The sequence below is a fragment of the Cupriavidus sp. 8B genome (assembly GCF_054589115.1).
Window position 1 is genome coordinate 112,961 of sequence record NZ_BAAILO010000317.1, and the last position, 18,938, is coordinate 131,898.

Below are 18,938 nucleotides of genomic sequence, written 5' to 3' on the forward strand. Positions count from 1 at the left end.
GCATGGCCAAGCAATACGGCCCCGAAGATTGCCTGCTGGTCATCGACGTGCAGAACGACTTCATGCCCGGCGGCGCGCTTGCCGTGGCGCAGGGCGATGAAGTCGTGCCCGTGATCAACCGCCTCGCGGCGGCGTTTGCGCATGTGGTGCTGACCCAGGACTGGCATCCGGCCAGCCACGTTTCGTTTGCCGCCAACCATGCCGGCACGCAGCCGTTCCAGACCGTGGTGTTGCCCTATGGCCAGCAAGTCTTGTGGCCCACGCATTGCGTGCAGGGCAGCCACGGCGCGGCGCTGCATGCCGGGCTGGAGGTGCCGCATGCGCAGATGGTGATCCGCAAGGGCCATCACCGCGAGGTGGACAGCTACTCGGCCTTCATGGAGGCCGATCGCACCACCCGCACCGGGCTTGCAGGCTATTTGCAGGAGCGCGGGGTGCGCCGGGTGTTTTGCGTGGGACTGGCAACGGACTACTGCGTTGCCTGGAGCGCGCTCGATGCCCGGACGGCCGGATTTGACGCCATTGTGGTCGACGACGCCTGTCGCGCCATCGATCTCGACGGCTCGCTGGCAAACGCGTGGCGAAACCTGGAAGCCGCGGGCGTACAGCGCCTGCAGTCTGCCGGCCTGTTGTACTGAACCTGACGCATCGCCTGACTAAGCCTGACCAAGCCTGGCTAACACGACTGAACCCGGCCAAAGACCTATTGCAAGACACTGCGGGACGTGAACGCACGCCGCAGGTCACCAGATACCAGAGATACTGAGGAGCAAGACATGAAAGAGGCAGTCATCGTATCCACCGCACGTACCGGCCTGGCCAAAAGCTGGAAGGGTGGTTTCAACATGACCCACGGCGCGACCCTGGGCGGCCATGCGGTCCAGCACGCCATCGCCCGCGCCAAGATCGAAGCTGGCGAAGTGGAAGACGTGCTGATGGGCTGTGCCAACCCGGAAGGCGCCACCGGCGCCAACATCGCACGCCAGATCGCCCTGCGCGCCGGCTGCCCGGTGACCGTTCCCGGCGCTACCGTGAACCGTTTCTGCTCGTCCGGCCTGCAAACCATCGCCATGGCCGCGCAACGCGTGATCGCCGATGAAGGCGACATCTTCGTGGCCGGCGGCGTGGAAAGCATTTCCTGCGTGCAGCAGGAAATGAACCGCCACATGATCCAGGAAAGCTGGCTGACCAAGAACAAGCCGGAAATTTACTGGAACATGCTGCAAACCGCCGAGAACGTGGCCAAGCGCTACAACGTCTCGCGCGAGCGCCAGGACGAATACGGCGTGCGCAGCCAGCAGCGCGCGTTCGCCGCGCTCGAAGCCGGCAAGTTCAACGATGAAATCGTGCCGATCACGGTGCTCGCCGGCGTGGCCGACAAGGCTACGGGCCAGCTGATGACCAAGGAAGTCACGGTCTCGGCCGACGAAGGCATCCGTGGCGACACCACGCTGGAAGCTGTGTCGAAAATCCGCACCGCCATGCCCGGCGGCGTGGTCTCGGCAGGTAACGCGTCGCAATTCTCCGACGGCGCTTCGGCGGTCGTGGTCATGGATTCGAAGGTGGCCGAGGCCAAGGGCCTGCAGCCGCTGGGCGCGTTCCGCGGCTTCGCCGTGGCCGGTTGCGAGCCTGACGAAATGGGCATCGGCCCGGTGTTCGCGGTGCCCAAGCTGCTGAAGAAGGCCGGCCTGACGGTTGCCGACATCGGCCTGTGGGAGCTGAACGAAGCCTTCGCCGTGCAGGTGCTGTACTGCGCCGACACGCTGGGCATCCCCATGGACCGCCTGAATGTCAATGGCGGCGCCATCGCGGTGGGCCACCCTTACGGCGTGTCGGGTGCTCGCCTGGTCGGCCACGCGCTGATCGAAGGCAAGCGCCGTGGCGTGAAGTACGTGGTGGTGACCATGTGCATCGGCGGCGGCCAGGGTGCTGCCGGCCTGTTCGAAGTCCTCTGAGCGGCGGCAACGCACCGTGAGCGATCAAGCCGACCCGATGCTGTCCCATGGCCGGGAGGTGCTGGCCAGCCAGCCCTTCTCGGTGCTGGTCGGCGCCGAGCTGGCCGCGCTCTCGCCCGGCCGCGCCGAGCTGCGCCTGCCTATCCGGCAGGACCTGCAGCAACAGTACGGCTTCCTGCATGGCGGCGTGGTCAGCTACCTGGCTGACAACGCACTGACCTATGCGGGCGGCGCGGCCATGGCGGCGCCGGTGGTGACCTCCGAGTACAAGATCAACTACCTGCGCCCGGCGATTGGCGACATGCTGATTGCCCGCGCTGAATGCCTCAACCGCGGCCGCCAGCAAGCGGTGGTGCGGTGCGATGTGTTCATGGTCAAGGATGGCGAGGAAAAGCTCTGCGCGGTGGCGCAGGGCACCATCGCCCGCCTGGGCGAAGGTAGCTAAGCACGGCAGGAAAGAGACGGGCGCGCGAGCGCCTTTTTCTTTCCCCGCGCCATTTGGAGAATTTACAGAATGTGCGGTGCGCCTTGCGAGCGTGCCGTTGTGGAGACAGCGACGATCCCCGCCGCGAGGCTGCCAATAGCGCCATCGCCGCCGCCGGATCGCGCATCTTTGATTTTCCCTTTCAGTCTGGGAGCCGTTTCCTGCCATGTCGCTGATCCTTTCCCGCCGTGACCTGAACTTCGTGCTGTACGAATGGCTCAAGGTCGAAGGGCTGACCCGTATTCCGCGCTACGCCGACCATTCCCGCGAGACCTTCGACGCCGCGCTCGATACCTGCGAGAAGATCGCCGCCGACCTGTTCGCGCCGCACAACAAGAAGAGCGACCAGCACGAGCCGCATTTCGACGGCGAGACCGTCACCATCATCCCCGAGGTCAAGACCGCGCTGAAGGCCTTCTGCGAGGCCGGCCTGATGGCGGCCGGGCAGGACTACGACATCGGCGGCATGCAGTTGCCGGTGGTGGTGGAGAAGGCCGGCTTTGCCTACTTCAAGGGCGCCAACGTCGGCACCAGTTCCTATCCTTTCCTGACCATCGGCAACGCCAACCTGCTGCTCACGCACGGCACGCCGGCGCAGGTGGAGACCTTCGTCAAGCCTGAGATGGAAGGGCGCTTCTTCGGCACCATGTGCCTGTCCGAGCCGCAGGCCGGCTCGTCGCTGTCGGACATCACCACGCGCGCCGACTACGAGGGCGAATCGCCGCTGGGCCAGCAGTACCGCCTGCGCGGCAACAAGATGTGGATCTCGGCCGGCGAGCATGAGCTGTCCGACAATATCGTGCACCTGGTGCTGGCCAAGATCCCAGGCCCGGACGGCAAGCTGATCCCGGGCGTGAAGGGCATCTCGCTGTTTATCGTGCCCAAGTACCTGGTCAATGCCGATGGCAGCCTGGGCGAGCACAACGACGTGGTACTGGCCGGCCTGAACCACAAGATGGGCTATCGCGGCACCACCAACTGCCTGCTGAACTTCGGCGAAGGCATGAAGTACAAGCCGGGCGGCAAGGCCGGTGCCATCGGCTACCTGGTGGGCGAGCCGCACAAGGGCCTGGCCTGCATGTTCCATATGATGAACGAGGCCCGCATCGGCGTGGGCCTGGGCGCGGTGATGCTGGGCTATACCGGCTACCTGCACTCGGTGGACTATGCGCGCAACCGCCCGCAGGGCCGCCCGATCGGCCCCGGCGGCAAGGATCCGGCCAGCCCGCAAGTGCGGCTGGTGGAGCACGCGGACATCCGCCGCATGCTGCTGGCGCAGAAGAGCTATGTGGAAGGCGGGCTGGCGCTCAACCTGTACTGCGCGCAACTGGTGGACCAGGAACGTGCCGCCGAGGGTGCGGAGCACGAGCGCCTGGCGCTGCTGCTGGATATCCTCACGCCCATCGCCAAGAGCTGGCCGTCGCAGTGGTGCCTGGAAGCCAACAGCCTGGCCATCCAGGTGCATGGCGGCTACGGCTACACCCGCGAGTACAACGTCGAGCAGTTCTACCGCGACAACCGCCTCAACCCAATCCACGAAGGCACCCACGGCATCCAGGGCCTGGACCTGCTGGGCCGCAAGGTGGTGATGAAGGACGGCGCGGCATTCAAGGTTCTTGGCGAGGAGATCCAGGCCACGATCGGCCGGGCCTTGGCCAGCGGCGATGCCGCGCTGGGCAGCCACGCAAAGGCGCTGGGTGCCGCCGTCAAGCGCGTGGCGGAAGTCACGCAGGCGCTGTGGGCAGCGGGCGACGCCAAGGTGACGCTGGCCAACGCCTCGGTGTACCTGGAAGCGTTCGGCCATGTGGTGCTGTCGTGGGCGTGGCTGGAGCAGGAACTGGTCGCGCAGGCCGCGCTGGCGGGCGCCAAGAGCCAGGAAGACCAGGACTTCTATCGCGGCAAGCTGGCGGCGGCGGAATATTTCTTCCGCTGGGAACTGCCCAAGGTGGGTCCGCAGCTTGACCTGCTGGCCTCGCTCGACCGCACTACGCTGGACATGCAGGACGCCTGGTTCTGACCGGCGGCTCGCACAAGTTGATCAGGCGCGCGCACCTGTCTGCGCGCGCCACACCAAATCGGGAGACACCATGAACACCATCCAGCAATTGTTCGACCTGAAGGGCAAGACCGCACTGATCACCGGCGGTTCGCGCGGGCTCGGCCTGCAGATCGCCGAAGCGCTTGGCGAGCAGGGCGCGCGCATCGTGCTGTCGGCGCGCAAGGCCGACGAGCTGCAAGCGGCGCAAGCCCACCTGAGGGGGCTTGGCATCGACGCCGAATGGATCGCCGCCGACGGCGCCCGCGACGCGGATATCGTGCGCCTGGCCGACGAGGCCCTGGCCAAGCTCGGCCACATCGACATCCTCGTCAACAACGCCGGGGCCACCTGGGGCGCGCCCGCCGAGGACCATCCGGTGGAAGCCTGGGACAAGGTGATGAACCTGAATATCCGCGGCGTGTTCCTGCTCTCTCAGCGCATCGGCAAGCTGTCCATGATCCCGCGCCGCTACGGCCGCATCATCAACGTGGCCTCCATCGCCGGCCTGGCGGGCAACCCGCCGGGATCGATGGAAACCATTGCCTACAACACCTCCAAGGGCGCGGTGGTGAACTTCACCCGCACGCTGGCGGCCGAGTGGGGCGAGCACAACATCACGGTGAATGCGCTGGCGCCGGGCTTCTTCCCCTCCAAGATGACGCAGGGATCGCTGGACCGCCTGGGCGTGGAAGCCATGTGCGCCTCGGTGCCGCTGCACCGGCTGGGCGACGACGAGGACCTGAAGGGCGCGGCGCTGCTGTTCGCCAGCGCTGCCGGCAAGCACATCACCGGCCAGGTACTGGCGGTGGATGGCGGCGTGAGCGCGGTATAAAGTCCATGCTCTAATGCGGTTGGCCCCTGCAGGGCGGGCCTTTACTCCTTGTCAGCCGGCCAGCCGTACCGTCTTCGCCTCATTTGCAACCATGACTAAAACCAACGGATTTCCCCTCAAGATTCCCTTCCTTGCCGACCTCGGCGTGCAATGCACGCGCATGGACAAGGAGGGCAGCGAGATCGAACTGGCGCTGGAAACACGCCACCAGAACAGCTGGGACATGGCCCACGGCGGCGTGCTGATGACGCTGCTCGACGTGGCCATGGCCATTGCCGGGCGCGCCACCGATCCCGACGGCCGTGGCGTGGTGACCATCGAGATGAAGACAACCTTCATGGCCCCTGGCCGCGGCAAGCTCATCGCCCGCGGGCAGTGCGTGCACCGCACCAGCACGATGGCCTTTTGCGAGGCCGAGATTGTCGATGCCGATGGCAAGACCGTGTCGCGCGGGTCGGGCACGTTCAAGTTCGTCAAGCGCGTGCCGCCGCAGCGGGCGGCGAGCGGCGCTTCGGATACCGGCGCGGACGGCTGAGCCGGGGCGCTGGACAGGGAGGGGATACTAGCCACCAAGACCGGCAGGGCCGCCAGAGCCCGCGGCGCGCAGCACCTATGAATCAAGAAATGGAGACAAGATGCTGTTTGAACGGATTGCCGCCACGCGGCGATTGAAACTGACCGTGCTTGCCGCCTTCGGCGCAGGAGCCCTTGCCATGTACCAGCCGGGCCAAGCCCAGAATGCACCTGTTCCTTCGGCCAGCGCGCCGGTAGCAGCGCCAGCCGCGCCGGTGTTCCCGGATGCAGCCGCCACCGATCCCGTGTCGGCGGGCTGGATGCAGGGCTTCCCCCCCGTAGCCGCCAAGATCATCAGCTTCACCCCTGCCAGCAACGGCTTTCCGCGCACCCGCTGGAGCTTTTCGCATATCCGCGAACTGGTTCCGACCGCGTCGGTCTGGCACGGGCGCGGGCCCGTGTCGGCCTTGCCGCGCGCCGAGCACGATATCGGCGGCGTGCCTTTCACCGATGCCGACGGCACCCGCCGCACGTTCAGCGACATGCTGGGCCTGACCTATACCGACGGCATCCTGGTGATGCACAAGGGCCGGGTGGTCTTTGAGAAGTACTTCGGCGCGCTGGACGACCATACCCCGCACATCGCGATGTCGGTCACCAAGTCCTTCGTCGGCACGCTGGCCGCCATGCTGGTGGCGGACGGCAAGCTCGACCCTGCCGCGCCCGTCGCGCGCTACCTGCCGGAGATGGCGGGCACCGCCTACTCCGATGCCACCGTGCGCGAAGTCATGGACATGACGGTGGGCGTCAAGTACTCGGAAAACTACGCCGATCCCAAGGCCGAGGTCTGGGACTACAGCCGCGCCGGCGGCATGATGCCCCGCGAGCCCGGCTATGCCGGGCCCAAGACGTTCTACGAATTCCTTGCCACCTTGAAAAAGGAAGGCGAGCATGACCAGGCCTTCGCCTACAAGACCGTCAATGCCGAAGTCCTCGCCTGGATCGTCAAGCGCGTGTCCGGGCAGTCTCTGGCCAAGCTGCTTTCCGAGCGCGTCTGGCAGAAGATGGGCGCGGAGAACGATGCCTACTTCATGGTGGACAGCATCGGCAGCGAATCCGGCGGCGGCGGCCTCAACACCACGCTGCGCGACCTGGCCCGCTTTGGCGAGACCATGCGCAACGGCGGACGCTTCAACGGCCAGCAGGTCATCCCGGCTGAAGTGGTGGCGGACATCCGCCGCGGCGGCGATCCTGCCAAGTTTGCCAAGGCCGGCTATGCCACCTTGCCCGGCTGGAGCTATCGCTCGATGTGGTGGGTCTCGAACGATGACCATGGTGTGTTCGAGGCACGGGGCATCCACGGCCAACGTATTTATGTCGATCCCAAGGCGGAGCTCACCATCGTGCGCTACGCCTCGCATCCCATCGCGGCCAACGGCGCCAACGACCCCGTCACGCATCGCGCGTATCGGGCGCTGGCGCTGTCGTTGATGAAATAACAAGCTAGCTGACAAGCAACCACCCACAACGAACGACAAAGGACGAGTGTCCTTGTCCATTTCACTGTAAGGAAGCCATCATGTCGAACACCTACAAGCGCATCGTCCTGGCATCGCGTCCCACCGGCGCCGTGACCCCTGACAACTTCCGCCTGGAAGAGGTGCCCGTGCCCGACCTGGGCGAAGGCGAGGTGCTGGTCCGCAACCACTTCCTGTCGCTCGATCCCTATATGCGCGGCCGCATGAACGAAGGCAAGTCCTACGCCACGCCGCAGCCGCTGGGCGAAGTCATGATCGGCGGCACGGTCGGCGAGATCGTGGCGACCAAGAACCCCAAGTATGCCGTCGGCGACAAGGTGGTCGGCATGTTCGGCTGGCAGGAAATGGGCGTCACCAACGGCATCGGCATCCAGAAGGTCGATACCACCCATATCCCGCTGTCCGCCTATCTCGGCTCGGTCGGCATGCCCGGCGTGACGGCCTGGTATGGCCTGAACAAGATCATCCAGCCGAAGGCCGGCAAGACCATCGCGGTGAGCGCCGCCTCCGGCGCTGTCGGCAGCGTGGTGGGCCAGTTGGCCAAGCTCCAGGGCTGCCGCGTGGTGGGCTTTGCCGGCGGCAAGGACAAGTGCGACTACGTGGTCAATGAGCTTGGCTTCGATGCCTGCATCGACTACAAGGCCGCCAAGGACAGCAAGGCGCTGTACACGATGTTCAAGGACGCCACCCCGGACGGCGTGGATGGTTACTTCGAGAACGTCGGCGGCGAGATCCTGGACACCGTGCTGGCCCGCATGAACGCGTTTGGCCGCATCGCCATCTGCGGCATGATCGCCGGCTACGACGGCCAGTCGATGCCTCTGAAGAACCCACAGCTGATCCTGGTGTCGCGCCTGACCGTGGAAGGCTTTATCGTGTCCGAGCACATGGACGTGTGGCCGCAAGCCCTGCAGGAACTCGGCACCGCCGTGGCGCAAGGCAAGCTCAAGTTCCGCGAGAGCGTCGCGCAAGGGCTGGCGAGCGCGCCGGAAGCCTTCATGGGCCTGCTCAAGGGCAAGAACTTCGGCAAGCAGCTGGTCAAGCTGGTTTAACCAGAGGCATGCACCGAAGCCGCCGAGCGGGCCAGAGCCGCGCGCCATGACGACGGCTGCCTCTCCCTCTCCCCTCAGGGGGAGAGGGGAGCAAACCAGCGGTATGAACTACGAGATAGGAGACTCCCCATGAACGCCCCTGCAGAAAGCACCAAGCCCCAGGCCGACCAGGACGAAATGGCCGCCGGCATGTCCGAAGAGGTCAAGGCCAAGTACCGCGTGCTGCCGCGCCCGCCGAAGTTCGATACGCCGGCCGAGGAGCGCCTGCACCGCAAGCAGCGGCTGGCCGCGGCCTTCCGCCTGTTCTCCAAGTTCGGCTTTGACGAAGGCGTGGCTGGCCACATCACCGCGCGAGACCCCGAGTTCCCGGATACGTTCTGGGTCAACCCGTTCGGCGTGCATTTCAGCCAGGTCAAGGTGTCCAACCTGATTCGCTGCGACCACCACGGCGACGTGGTGGAAGGCGACTACCCGGTCAATGCCGCGGCTTTCGCCATCCATTCGCGCGTGCACCAGACCCGGGCCGACGCGGTCGCCGCCGCGCACTCGCACAGCACCCATGGCCGTGCCTGGTCCACGCTGGGCCGCACGCTGGATCCGCTGACACAGGACGTGTGCGCCTTCTACAACGACCATGCCCTCTATGACGATTTCGGTGGCGTGGTGGTGGAGCTCGACGAAGGCCAGCGCATTGCCAACGCGCTGGGCAGCAACAAGGCTGCGATCCTGCAGAACCATGGCCTGCTGACGGTCGGCAAGACCGTCGACGAAGCCGCCTGGTGGTTCATCACCATGGAGCGCTCTTGCCAGGTGCAGCTGCTGGCAGAGGCCGCCGCCGCGCGCACCAACGCGCCACTGAAGGTTATCTCCGACGCTGCCGCACGCCAGGCTTACTCGATCGTCGGCACAGCGCAGGCGGGCTGGTTCCAGTTCCAGCCACTGTACGCCCGCATCGTCAAGGAACAGCCCGACCTGCTGGATTGAAGTCATGGCCGCCTTTGCACCATTCACCGGCAAGGTCGTGCTGATTACCGGCGCTTCCGACGGCATCGGCGCGGAACTGGCCCTGCTGCTGGCGCAGCAGGGCGCGCGGCTCGCGCTGGCGGCGCGCCGTGTCGACATGCTGCAAGCGCTGGCGGAGCGCATCCGCCGCCAGCACCCGGCAGCCGATGTAGGCGTGTGGCGCGTCGACGTGTCCGACGAGTTCGACTGCCGGCGGCTGGTAGCCACGGTGGTTGCGCAATACGGCGGGCTCGATGTGCTGGTCAACAATGCCGGCGTGTCCGCCCACGGCTACTTTGAGCAAGTATCGGACTACAGCTACTACGAGCAGGTCATGCGCGTGAACTACTTCGGCGCCATGTGGTGCACGCGCGAGGCGCTGCCGCACCTGCGCGAGCGCGGCGGCCTGATGGTGGCGGTGTCGAGCCTGGCCGGCAAGATCGGCGTGCCGGGGCGCACCGCCTACTCGGCCAGCAAGTTTGCGCTGGCGGGGTTCTGCGAGGCGCTGCGGGCTGAGCTGCGCGGCTCGGGCGTGGACGTCTGCGTGGTGTTTCCCGGCGTGGTGGCGACCGATACGCGCATCAACGGCTTTGGCCCCGACGGCCGCCCGCTGGGCGAGAGCCGGCTGCGCGAGGACGGCGCCATGAGCGCGCAGGAATGCGCGCGCCGGATGCTGGCGGCCATGGCCGCGCGCAAGCGCGAACTGGTGATGACCGGCAAGGGCCGGCTTGGCCTGTGGCTCAAGCTGCTGGCCCCGCGCCTGGTCGAGAACATGGCGCTCAAGGCGCTGAAGCAAACGGGGCGGTAGGGAACAAGCACTTGCAGGCACGCGCCTTGCTGCGAAGCGTGGCGGCATCCGCCCGACGCACCGGCAGCAGGCATAAGAAAAATTTCAGGCTGAATTTAGTCTGGCTTCAGTCTGGCTTCAGGCTGGCAACACGAGCGATACCGACACCATGGCAGACCTAATCCTTCACCAGTACGCAACGTCGCCGTTCTCCGAGAAGATCCGCCTGCTGATGGGCGCCAAGGGCCTGGCGTGGCAAGCGGTGGAAATCCCGCCGATCCTGCCCAAGCCGGATGTGGTCGCGCTGACCGGTGGCTACCGCCGCACCCCGATCCTGCAGGTGGGGGCCGACATCTATTGCGACACCGCCCTGATCTGCGAGGTGATCGACAGCGCGGCGCCCGCGTGCCCGCTGTATCCCGCCGTGCAGGCCGCCACCACGCGCCTTGTCGCTGGCTGGATCGACACCGCGCTGTTTACCGCCGCCGTCACCTACCTGTTCCAGCCGGCCGGCGTGCAAAGCATGCTTGGCCACCTCACGCCGGCGCAGATCCAGGCTTTCTCCGCGGACCGCAAGGCCATGCGCGGCGACACCAATGCGCTGCGCATGCCCTTGCCCGAGGCCATCGCGCTGCTGCATGAAACCTTCGGTCGGCTCGAGCAGCAGTTCAACGCGGGGGTGGCGCACGTGGCCGGCCCCGCGCTGTCGGTGGCGGATTTTTCGCTATACCACAACGTCTGGTTTATCCAGCGCGCCAGCGAACTGGCCAAGCTGCTGGACGCGTATCCGGCGGTGCAAGCCTGGTATGCGCGCATGAAAGCCTTCGGCCATGGCACAGTGCGGGTGGTCAGCGCGGAGTCGGCGCTGGAGGTGGCGCGGCACGCGGATCCGGCAGCGTTGCCGGGCGGGGTGGCCGCCGACAGCGGCTTCGAAGCCGGCGACGCGGTCACCGTGACGCCAACGGACTACGCGCGCGATCCCGTGGCCGGCGTGCTGGTGGCGCTGGACGCCCACCGTGCCACGCTGCGCCGCCAGGATCCGCGTGCGGGTGCGGTCAACGTGCATTTCCCGCGCCAAGGTTATCAAGTGCAGCGCGCGGGCTAAGCCCCGCACGCGGCAAGGCTATCCCATAAAGCGAAAGCAACGAGAGGCAGACAACATGAAGCAATTCCAGGGCAAGGTGGCTGTGATTACCGGCGGTGCATCGGGCTTCGGCAAGGAATTCGCCAAGCTGGGCGCGGGGCTTGGCATGAAGCTGGTGCTGGCCGATGTGCAGGAAGACGCACTGGACGCCACCGTGGCGGAGTTCAAGGCGCAAGGCGTGCCGGTGATCGGCGTGCGCGTGGATGTGTCCAAGGCCGAGCAGGTGCAGGCGCTGGCCGATGCCGCCATCGCCGCCTTTGGCCAGGTCAACCTGCTGTTCAACAACGCCGGCGTGGGCGCGGGCGGCCTGATGTGGGAAAACACCGAGCGCGACTGGGAATGGGTGCTGGGCGTCAACCTCTTCGGCGTGATCCATGGCGTGCGCATCTTCACCCCGCTGATGCTGGCGGCCGCGGCCAAGGACCCGTCGTTCGAAGGCCATATCGTCAATACGGCCTCCATGGCTGGCTTGCTCAGCCCGCCCGCGATGGGCGTCTACAACGTCTCCAAGCACGCCGTGGTTTCCCTGTCCGAATCGCTGTACCAGGATCTCAGCCTGGTCAGCGAGCAGGTGCGTTGCTCGGTGCTGTGCCCGTATTTCGTGCCGACCGGCATCACGCAATCGGGCCGCAACCGGCCGGCCGGGCTGGCCAACGACGCACCGCCCACGCGCTCGCAACTGGTGTCGCAAGCCATGTCGGACAAAGCGGTCAGCTCGGGCAAGGTCACGGCCGCCGAAGTCGCGCAGCTCACCTTCGACGCCATCCGCGACGGTGGCTTCTATATTTACTCGCATCCGCAGCAGCTGGATCCCGTGCGGCAGCGCTTCGAAGATATCATTAGCCAACGCAACCCGAGCGACCCGTTCGCCGACAAGCCGGAAGTGCGCGCCGGGCTCGTCGCAGCCTTGCGCGGATAACGAGGGGAGCCGCCCCCGGGGCGGCCAGCAGCAAGTCCACCAGAGACAGTCAGCCATTGCGGCAAGGGAGGAATTCATGACCAAACCTGCAGTCATTCGGCACCTGCAGTACGCCACCTTGCCCAATGGCACGCGTTTGCACTACGCCAGCGCGGGCGAGCGCGGCAAGCCGCTGGTGCTGTTCGTGCATGGCTTCCCCGAGTTCTGGTATGAGTGGGAAGCCCAGCTAGCCGAGTTCGGCAAGACCCACTTCGCGGTGGCGCCGGACCTGCGCGGCTTCAACCTGTCGAGCAAGCCCGCCGAAGCCGAGGCCTACCGGCCTCGCCATATCGTGGAGGACCTCGTCCAGTTCATCAACGCGCTGGGCTACTCGCATTGCGTGGTGGTCGCACACGACTGGGGCGGGGCGATCTGCTGGAACCTGGCCATCCAGTTTCCGCAGATGGTGGAGCGGCTGGTCATCATCAACTCGCCGCATCCCTACGTATTCGCCAAGGCGCTGACCAGTGATCCCCAGCAGCAAGCCGCTTCGGCCTATATGAACTGGCTGCGCGCACCGGGATCGGAAGAAGCGCTGGCGGCCGACGGCTTCGCCAAGCTGGAAGGCTTCCTCAATGGACAGGGCAAGCAGCCCGCACCCTGGTTTACCGGCGAGACCCGCGAGAAATACCACGCGGCCTGGTCGCAGCCCGGCGCTGGCGGCTCTCACTCGCTGACCGGCGGCGTCAACTATTACCGCGCATCGCCCATGCACCCGCCGGGCCCGGGCGAAACGCCCCCCGATATCTCCAAGCTGGATCCCGCCGCCTTCACGGTACGCGTGCCGACCTTGGTGATCTGGGGCGAGCGCGACACCGCGCTGCCCAAGAGCCTGCTGGAAGGCCTGGACAAGTTCATCCCGGACATGCGGCTGGAACGCATCCCGGACGGCACGCACTGGGTCATCCACGAGCAGCCGGAGCGCATCAACCTGCTGATCCGCAGCGCCTTGCCCTGATCTGCCCGAACCTGCCTTGATCTGACATGGCGGGCCGCGTCAGGCACGCGCGCCTGCGCTGGCCCGGTCGGAACCCGCCGCACTGTGCATGGGGCAGGGCGGCGCCTGCTGCTACATTGACCTGATTCGACAGCGCCGGTGCGCAAGGAAGGTCAAGATGAAGACGATCGGACTGATCGGCGGCATGAGCTGGGAATCCTCGGCCGAGTACTACCGCCTGATCAACCAGGATATGAAGCAACGCCTCGGCGGCCACCACAACGCGCGCAGCGTCATGGTCACGGTCAGCTTCGAGCAGATCAAGGCACTGCAGCACGCGCAACGCTGGGACGAGCTCGGCGAATCCATGCGGCAGGCTGCCCTGCAAGTGCAGGCCGCAGGCGCGGATTTCGTGCTGCTCTGTACCAACACCATGCACCGCGTGGCCCCGGTCCTGGAAGCCGCGCTCGACATTCCCTTCCTCCACATCGTCGATCCCACCGCGCAGGCCCTGCGCCGCGCCGGCGTCCCGCGGGTCGGCCTGCTCGGCACGGCTTTCACCATGGAGCAGGATTTCTATCGCGGCCGCATGCAGGACAAGCACGGCATCGAAGTGGTGGTGCCCGAAGCCGACGACCGCGCGCTGGTCCACGGGATCATTTATGAAGAGCTATGCCACGGCATCGTGCGCGACGCCTCGCGCGAGGTGTACCGGCGGATCATCGACGGCTTGCAGGCGCAGGGCGTGGGCGGGGTGATTCTGGGTTGCACCGAGATTGCGCTGCTGATCGGGCAGGATGACGTGGCGCTGCCGGTGTTCGATACCACGGCGTTGCATGCGCAGGCCGCGGTGGGGTGGGCGTTGGAAGGGGTGGTGGTCGGGAATTAGGCCGGGCACAGGGGCGGAACAGGGCGGGTGAGGCAGCATACCCAGGCATGGCCGCAAAGGACTTGCACTCTTATATCCAAACCAGTATATCTGCGCGATGACGCCAATCCGATTTCTTGGAGGTTCGCTCAAGTCCTCGCGAGAGTTTCCAGAGGATGCCAAGCAAGATGCCGTGATCGATCTGGCCAAGACCCGATACGGGGAACTCATGAGAGGTGCCAAATGACTGACATCGAAACGTTTGACAGCGTGTGGGACGCCATTGCGGACACCCCGCAACAGGCCGCCAATCTCCGCGCGCGAGCGGAACTGATGCAGCAGATCGCGGCTATCATCAAGTCCAATGACTGGAAACAGGCTGACGCGGCAAGCCATTGTGGGGTCACCCAACCGCGCATCAATGACCTGCTGCGTGGGCGCGTATCCCGGTTCTCACTTGATGCGCTGGTGAATATCGCCACGGCCCTTGGGCGGCGTGTGCATATCGAATTGGACGCCGCCTGAGCCCGGAGTACTTGATCTTCATGAACAAGAAACGGGAAATCGCAAGAAGATGCCGATTCCCCGTCGACCTCGATCATGGCTGCGGCCTTCGCAATACCTCCAGCGAAGGCCGCCCCCATTCAAGTCAGCCTCTGCCGATACAGCCGGTAGTTCTCATCATCAAAGCAGACAAAACTGACCTGCTCGATGGTGGGCGCCGCCACCAGCGCCTTGCGTACCGCTTCGATGGCAATATCCACGGCGCGCTCGCGCGGGAAACCGTAGATGCCGGTGCTGATATTGGGAAAGGCGATGGTGCGCAGCTTGTGCTGCGCGGCTAGCGCGATGCTGGCCTGGTAGGCGCTGGCGAGCAGGGCATCTTCGCCGTGGTCGCCCCCTTGCCAGACCGGGCCGACCGCGTGGATGACGTAAGGCGAGGGTAGCAGGCCGCCGGTGGTGATCACCGCCTGGCCGGTGGGGCAGCCGCCCTTGGTTTCGCGAATGCCGCGACAGGCGGCCATGATGGCGGGGCCGCCGGCGCCGTGGATGGCGCCGTCGACACCGCCGCCACCGAGCAAGCCGCTATTGGCGGCATTGACGATGGCGTCGACTTCCATGCGGGTGATGTCTCCGTGCAAGACCTGCAGGTGTTCCCCTGTCATGACCTCTTCTCCGTGCTGGGTGGATAAAGCTGGATCGCCCCGGCTGTTCCGCGCACCTGTGCTGCCGGCCCGCCGCGGCACTTACATGGATTCCGCCAGCATACGCCGATAATCCGCGGCGCTGGCCTCTTTCGGGTTGGTCTTGTGGCAATGGTCGACCAGTGCCCCGGCGATCACCTTGTCGAACATGTCTTCGGTGACGCCCATCTGGCGCAGGCCGGTGGGTAGCCCGAGGCGCGCGGTCATGTCGTGCACGGCCTGGGCCAGGTCGGCACCCTCCGGCAGGCCCATGGCGTGGCGAAGGCGGGCGTAGCGGTTGTCGCGCACCACGCTGGGCGCGTCGGCGTTGAAGCGCAGCACCGCCGGCATCACCACCGCGTTCAAGGTGCCGTGATGCAGGCCGGTCTTGCCGTCCACCTTGAGGCCGCCGAGCGGGTGCGACAGCGAGTGCACGCAGCCCAGTCCTTTCTGGAAGGCCATGGCGCCCTGCATGGAGGCGCTCATCATGTTCAGGCGTGCGTCGCGGTCCTGGCCGTCGCGGGTGGCGCGTTCGATGTGCTTCCAGCCGCGCTCCAGGCCGTCCAGGGCGATGCCGTCGGCGGGCGGGTTGAAGGCGGGCGCCAGGAAGGTTTCCACGCAATGCGCGATGGCGTCCATGCCGGTGGCGGCGGTCAGGCCGGCCGGCAGGCCGAGCGTGAGGCCCGGGTCGCAGATGGCGGACTTCGGCAGCAGGTGCCAGGAGTGGAAGCCGAGCTTGCGGCCGTCTTCCAGGATGATGATGGCACCGCGCGCCACTTCGCTGCCCGTGCCCGAGGTGGTCGGCACGGCGATCAGCGGCGCGGCGCGCTCGGTGATCTTGGCGCTGCCGCCTTCGATGGTGGCGTAGGTGGTCAGCTCGCCAGGGTGGGTGGCAAGGATGGCGATGCCCTTGGCCAGGTCGATGGAGGAGCCGCCGCCGACCGCGATCAGCCCGTCGCAGCCGCCTTGCCGATATTGCGCCGCGGCCTTCTTGACCATGGCCTCGGTCGGGTTCGAGGGGGTTTCGTCGAAGATCTCGTGCGACAGGCCGCCCAGGGCCTGCACGGCTTGTTGGGCCACGCCGGCGGCGACCACGCCTTTATCGGTGACGACCAGCGGGCGCCGGATGCCGATGCGCTCGCACTCTGCCTTGAGCTGGCTGATGGTGCCGAAATCCAGGTGGATGTGGGTCAGGTAATAAATGAAGGCCATCTATGCTGTCTCCGTCGATGAGGGTTTTATTTCTTCTGGCTTCCGGCTTTTCTGACGATGGTCGATGATCGCGCAAAACCTGCCGCCCTGACCAGCCCCAGGGAAATTTCATATGCTTTGCTGCCGAAACATCTGGAATCATACTAAAATCGAACGATCGTTCACAATTCGAACGCCAGCGGCGTTGACGCCACTGGAGATTCGGCTGCTGCCGAAGGTTCGTTGCTACTGATTCTGACTGTCCATGTCCGCTGTCCCGCCTGCTTTCACTGCCGCGCCCGCCCAGCCCGCGCCTGCCTTGCCCGGCATGCCGTCGGCGCCGCTCGACCCGCAGGTGGCCGCGTTGCTGGAGCTGATCGGGCGCGTGAAGCGTCCGTCCATCCACGAGCTGGACCCGGCTGACGCCAAGACCGCGTACGAGAAGAGCGCGCCCATCATGGATATTGCACCGCTGCCCGTGCACAGCGTGGAAAACCTGACGGTGGCCGCGCGCGATGGCTACGACATCCCGGTGCGGCTGTACGCGCCGCGCGAGGCCAGTTGGGCCGAGCCGTTACCCTTGCTGGTGTACTTCCATGGCGGCGGTTTCACCGTGGGCAGCGTCAACTCGCATGATCCCCTGAGCCGGCTGCTGTGCGTGCAAGCGGATTGCATGGTGCTGTCGGTGGACTACCGGCTAGGTCCGCAGTGGAAATTTCCCCATGCGGCGAACGACGCGTTCGATGTCATGGAATGGGTCTTCGCCGAGGCGGCGCGCCTGGGCGCCGACGCCAGCCGTATCGCCCTGGGTGGCGACAGCGCGGGTGGCACGCTGGCCAGCGCCTGCGCCGTGCATGCGCGCGATCTGGGCCTGGGGCCTGTCCTGCAAATGCTGATCTATCCCGGCACCTGCGCGCGCCAGGACACGCCGTCGCATCGTGCGCTGGCAGAGGGCTACCTGCTGACCGCGCCGATGATCCAGTGGTTTTTCTCGCAATACCTGGATGGCGAAGCCAGCCGCGACGACTGGCGCTTTGCCCCGCTGGACGGCGGCGGCACGGGCGCCGACGTGCGCGGTTGCTGCCCGGCCTGGATCGCCGTGGCGGGCTACGACCCGCTGCACGATGAAGGCGTGGCCTACGCGGCCAAGCTGCGCGCCGCGGGCGTGCCGGCGCAAGTGGCCGACTACCCGGGCATGATCCACGATTTTTTCAAGCTGGGACGCTTCGTCCCGGCGGTGGCCGCCGCCCATGGTGACGCGGTCGCCGCCTTGCGCGCTGCCTTCGACGGCTGAGCGCGGCTCGCCGGCAGGGGCCGGCAGCCGGATCGAAGCGGTCGCAGAACCCCCGATTTCATTGGCTTTACGTGTAGTGCATTACTTGTAGCAGTAGCAATAGGAGACACAGACTCATGCAACGCCGCCACTTCCTCGCCCATGCGGGCGCGCTCGCCGCCACCGCGGCTACCCTGGGGCTGGCCAGCGCGCCGGCCCTGGCGCAGGCGGACAATTTCCCGCAACGGCCGATTCGCCTGATCATCGGCTACACCGCGGGCGGTTCCACCGACCTGCCGTTCCGCGTGCTGGCGGAAAACGCCTCCAAGATCCTCGGCCAGCCGGTGATCATCGAGAACAAGCCAGGCGCGGGCGGGGTATTGCCCGCCCAGCTGATGCAATCGACCCAGCCCGACGGCTACACGCTGGCGCAGGTAGCCATGCCGGTCTACCGCCTGCCGTACACCACCAAGATCAACTGGGATCCGGTCAAGGACCTGTCCTACGTGATCAACCTGGCCGGCTACTCGTTCGGCCTGGTGGTCCCGGCGGATTCGCCGATCAAGACCATGCAGGACTACATCGCCTACGCCAAGGCCAACCCGGGCCGCCTCACCTACGGCTCGCCGGGCTCGATGACCACGCTGCACCTGACCATGGAAGAACTGGCCATGAAGCAGAACGTGCAGTTCTCGCATATTCCGTACAAGGGCAACTCGGAATCGATGCAGGCCCTGCTGGGCGGGCACGTGATGTCGGTGGCGGATACGCCGGCCTGGGCACCGTACGTGGAGTCCGGCAAGCTGCGCCTGCTGTCGACCTGGGGCGAGAAGCGCTCGGCGCGCTTCCCCAATGTGCCGACGTTGAAGGAGCTGGGCCTGGGCATCGTGCAGACCTCGCCGTTCGGCGTGGTAGCACCCAAGGGCACCGATCCGAAGATCGTCAAGAAGCTGCATGACGGCTTCAAGAAAGCCATGGAAATGCAGAACTACCGCGATGCGCTGACCAAATTCGACATGGAGCCGTTCTACATGAGCAGCGAGCAATACGCGCACTTCGCCGCCGATACGGTCAAGAAAGAGAAGGCCATTATCGACAAGCTTGGGCTGAACAAGCCGCAATAAGCCTGGCTTGGCCGCTTAATGCCGGCGCCGCCCTGTCCGGGGCCGGCGCCGTTTTCAT

Annotated in this window: 19 protein-coding genes; 17 read left to right on the forward strand and 2 right to left on the reverse strand. The window is 66.0% G+C overall.

Annotation, left to right across the window (positions count from 1 at the left end; all coding sequences use genetic code 11):
* The first annotated feature begins 2 nt into the window (after window positions 1–2).
* From pncA to ACYP5B_RS31740, 15 genes are all read left to right on the forward strand, one after another.
* The gene (gene pncA / locus ACYP5B_RS31670) at window positions 3–638 is read left to right on the forward strand and encodes a bifunctional nicotinamidase/pyrazinamidase (protein WP_400093010.1); all 636 of its coding nucleotides are present in this window, start codon (window positions 3–5) and stop codon (window positions 636–638) included.
* 138 nt (window positions 639–776) lie between these two features.
* Window positions 777–1,955, forward strand: coding sequence for an acetyl-CoA C-acyltransferase (locus ACYP5B_RS31675; protein WP_318235402.1), 1,179 nt, complete (start codon window positions 777–779; stop codon window positions 1,953–1,955).
* 37 nt (window positions 1,956–1,992) lie between these two features.
* Window positions 1,993–2,400, forward strand: coding sequence for a PaaI family thioesterase (locus ACYP5B_RS31680; protein WP_400093085.1), 408 nt, complete (start codon window positions 1,993–1,995; stop codon window positions 2,398–2,400).
* A 205-nt stretch (window positions 2,401–2,605) separates the two neighbouring features.
* The gene (locus ACYP5B_RS31685; protein ID WP_400093009.1) at window positions 2,606–4,456 is read left to right on the forward strand and encodes an acyl-CoA dehydrogenase; all 1,851 of its coding nucleotides are present in this window, start codon (window positions 2,606–2,608) and stop codon (window positions 4,454–4,456) included.
* Window positions 4,457–4,526: 70 nt separating this feature from the next.
* A complete protein-coding gene (locus ACYP5B_RS31690; RefSeq protein ID WP_400093008.1) occupies window positions 4,527–5,309 on the forward strand; it encodes an SDR family oxidoreductase in 783 nt (260 codons plus the stop codon).
* Window positions 5,310–5,400: 91 nt separating this feature from the next.
* Window positions 5,401–5,844, forward strand: coding sequence for a PaaI family thioesterase (locus tag ACYP5B_RS31695; RefSeq protein ID WP_318235399.1), 444 nt, complete (start codon window positions 5,401–5,403; stop codon window positions 5,842–5,844).
* A 100-nt stretch (window positions 5,845–5,944) separates the two neighbouring features.
* Window positions 5,945–7,321 carry a serine hydrolase domain-containing protein gene (locus ACYP5B_RS31700; RefSeq protein ID WP_400093007.1) on the forward strand — a complete coding sequence of 459 codons (1,377 nt, stop codon included), beginning with the start codon at window positions 5,945–5,947 and terminating at the stop codon, window positions 7,319–7,321.
* 80 nt (window positions 7,322–7,401) lie between these two features.
* Window positions 7,402–8,412, forward strand: coding sequence for an NADP-dependent oxidoreductase (locus ACYP5B_RS31705; RefSeq protein WP_459572288.1), 1,011 nt, complete (start codon window positions 7,402–7,404; stop codon window positions 8,410–8,412).
* Window positions 8,413–8,541: 129 nt separating this feature from the next.
* On the forward strand, window positions 8,542–9,396 hold the full coding sequence (locus ACYP5B_RS31710; protein ID WP_267603106.1) for a class II aldolase/adducin family protein: 855 nt from the start codon (window positions 8,542–8,544) through the stop codon (window positions 9,394–9,396).
* 4 nt (window positions 9,397–9,400) lie between these two features.
* On the forward strand, window positions 9,401–10,222 hold the full coding sequence (locus ACYP5B_RS31715) for an SDR family oxidoreductase (RefSeq protein WP_459572289.1): 822 nt from the start codon (window positions 9,401–9,403) through the stop codon (window positions 10,220–10,222).
* 148 nt (window positions 10,223–10,370) lie between these two features.
* A complete protein-coding gene (locus tag ACYP5B_RS31720) occupies window positions 10,371–11,306 on the forward strand; it encodes a glutathione S-transferase family protein (protein ID WP_459572291.1) in 936 nt (311 codons plus the stop codon).
* Window positions 11,307–11,361: 55 nt separating this feature from the next.
* Entirely contained in the window at window positions 11,362–12,264 is a 903-nt protein-coding gene (locus ACYP5B_RS31725; protein WP_267603101.1) for an SDR family oxidoreductase, read from the forward strand.
* 76 nt (window positions 12,265–12,340) lie between these two features.
* Window positions 12,341–13,261, forward strand: a complete 921-nt coding sequence (locus ACYP5B_RS31730; RefSeq protein ID WP_318235395.1) for an alpha/beta fold hydrolase — start codon at window positions 12,341–12,343, stop codon at window positions 13,259–13,261.
* A 157-nt stretch (window positions 13,262–13,418) separates the two neighbouring features.
* Entirely contained in the window at window positions 13,419–14,129 is a 711-nt protein-coding gene (locus tag ACYP5B_RS31735) for an aspartate/glutamate racemase family protein (RefSeq protein ID WP_459572292.1), read from the forward strand.
* 222 nt (window positions 14,130–14,351) lie between these two features.
* Entirely contained in the window at window positions 14,352–14,633 is a 282-nt protein-coding gene (locus ACYP5B_RS31740) for a helix-turn-helix domain-containing protein (RefSeq protein WP_459572293.1), read from the forward strand.
* Between the two features lie 119 nt (window positions 14,634–14,752).
* Here the strand turns inward: ACYP5B_RS31740 and ACYP5B_RS31745 are convergent, their stop codons facing one another.
* Together ACYP5B_RS31745 and ACYP5B_RS31750 are read right to left on the reverse strand one after the other, a co-directional pair.
* Complete coding sequence (locus ACYP5B_RS31745; RefSeq protein ID WP_267603097.1) at window positions 14,753–15,274, reverse strand: O-acetyl-ADP-ribose deacetylase; 522 nt, start codon at window positions 15,272–15,274, stop codon at window positions 14,753–14,755.
* A gap of 81 nt (window positions 15,275–15,355) precedes the next feature.
* On the reverse strand, window positions 15,356–16,504 hold the full coding sequence (locus ACYP5B_RS31750) for an iron-containing alcohol dehydrogenase (protein WP_400092997.1): 1,149 nt from the start codon (window positions 16,502–16,504) through the stop codon (window positions 15,356–15,358).
* A 307-nt stretch (window positions 16,505–16,811) separates the two neighbouring features.
* On the opposite strand from ACYP5B_RS31750, the gene ACYP5B_RS31755 reads away from it, so the two are divergent.
* Both ACYP5B_RS31755 and ACYP5B_RS31760 read left to right on the forward strand, forming a co-directional pair.
* A complete protein-coding gene (locus ACYP5B_RS31755; protein ID WP_459572325.1) occupies window positions 16,812–17,777 on the forward strand; it encodes an alpha/beta hydrolase in 966 nt (321 codons plus the stop codon).
* 116 nt (window positions 17,778–17,893) lie between these two features.
* Window positions 17,894–18,880, forward strand: coding sequence for a tripartite tricarboxylate transporter substrate binding protein (locus tag ACYP5B_RS31760; protein ID WP_267603095.1), 987 nt, complete (start codon window positions 17,894–17,896; stop codon window positions 18,878–18,880).
* The last annotated feature ends 58 nt before the right edge of the window (window positions 18,881–18,938 follow it).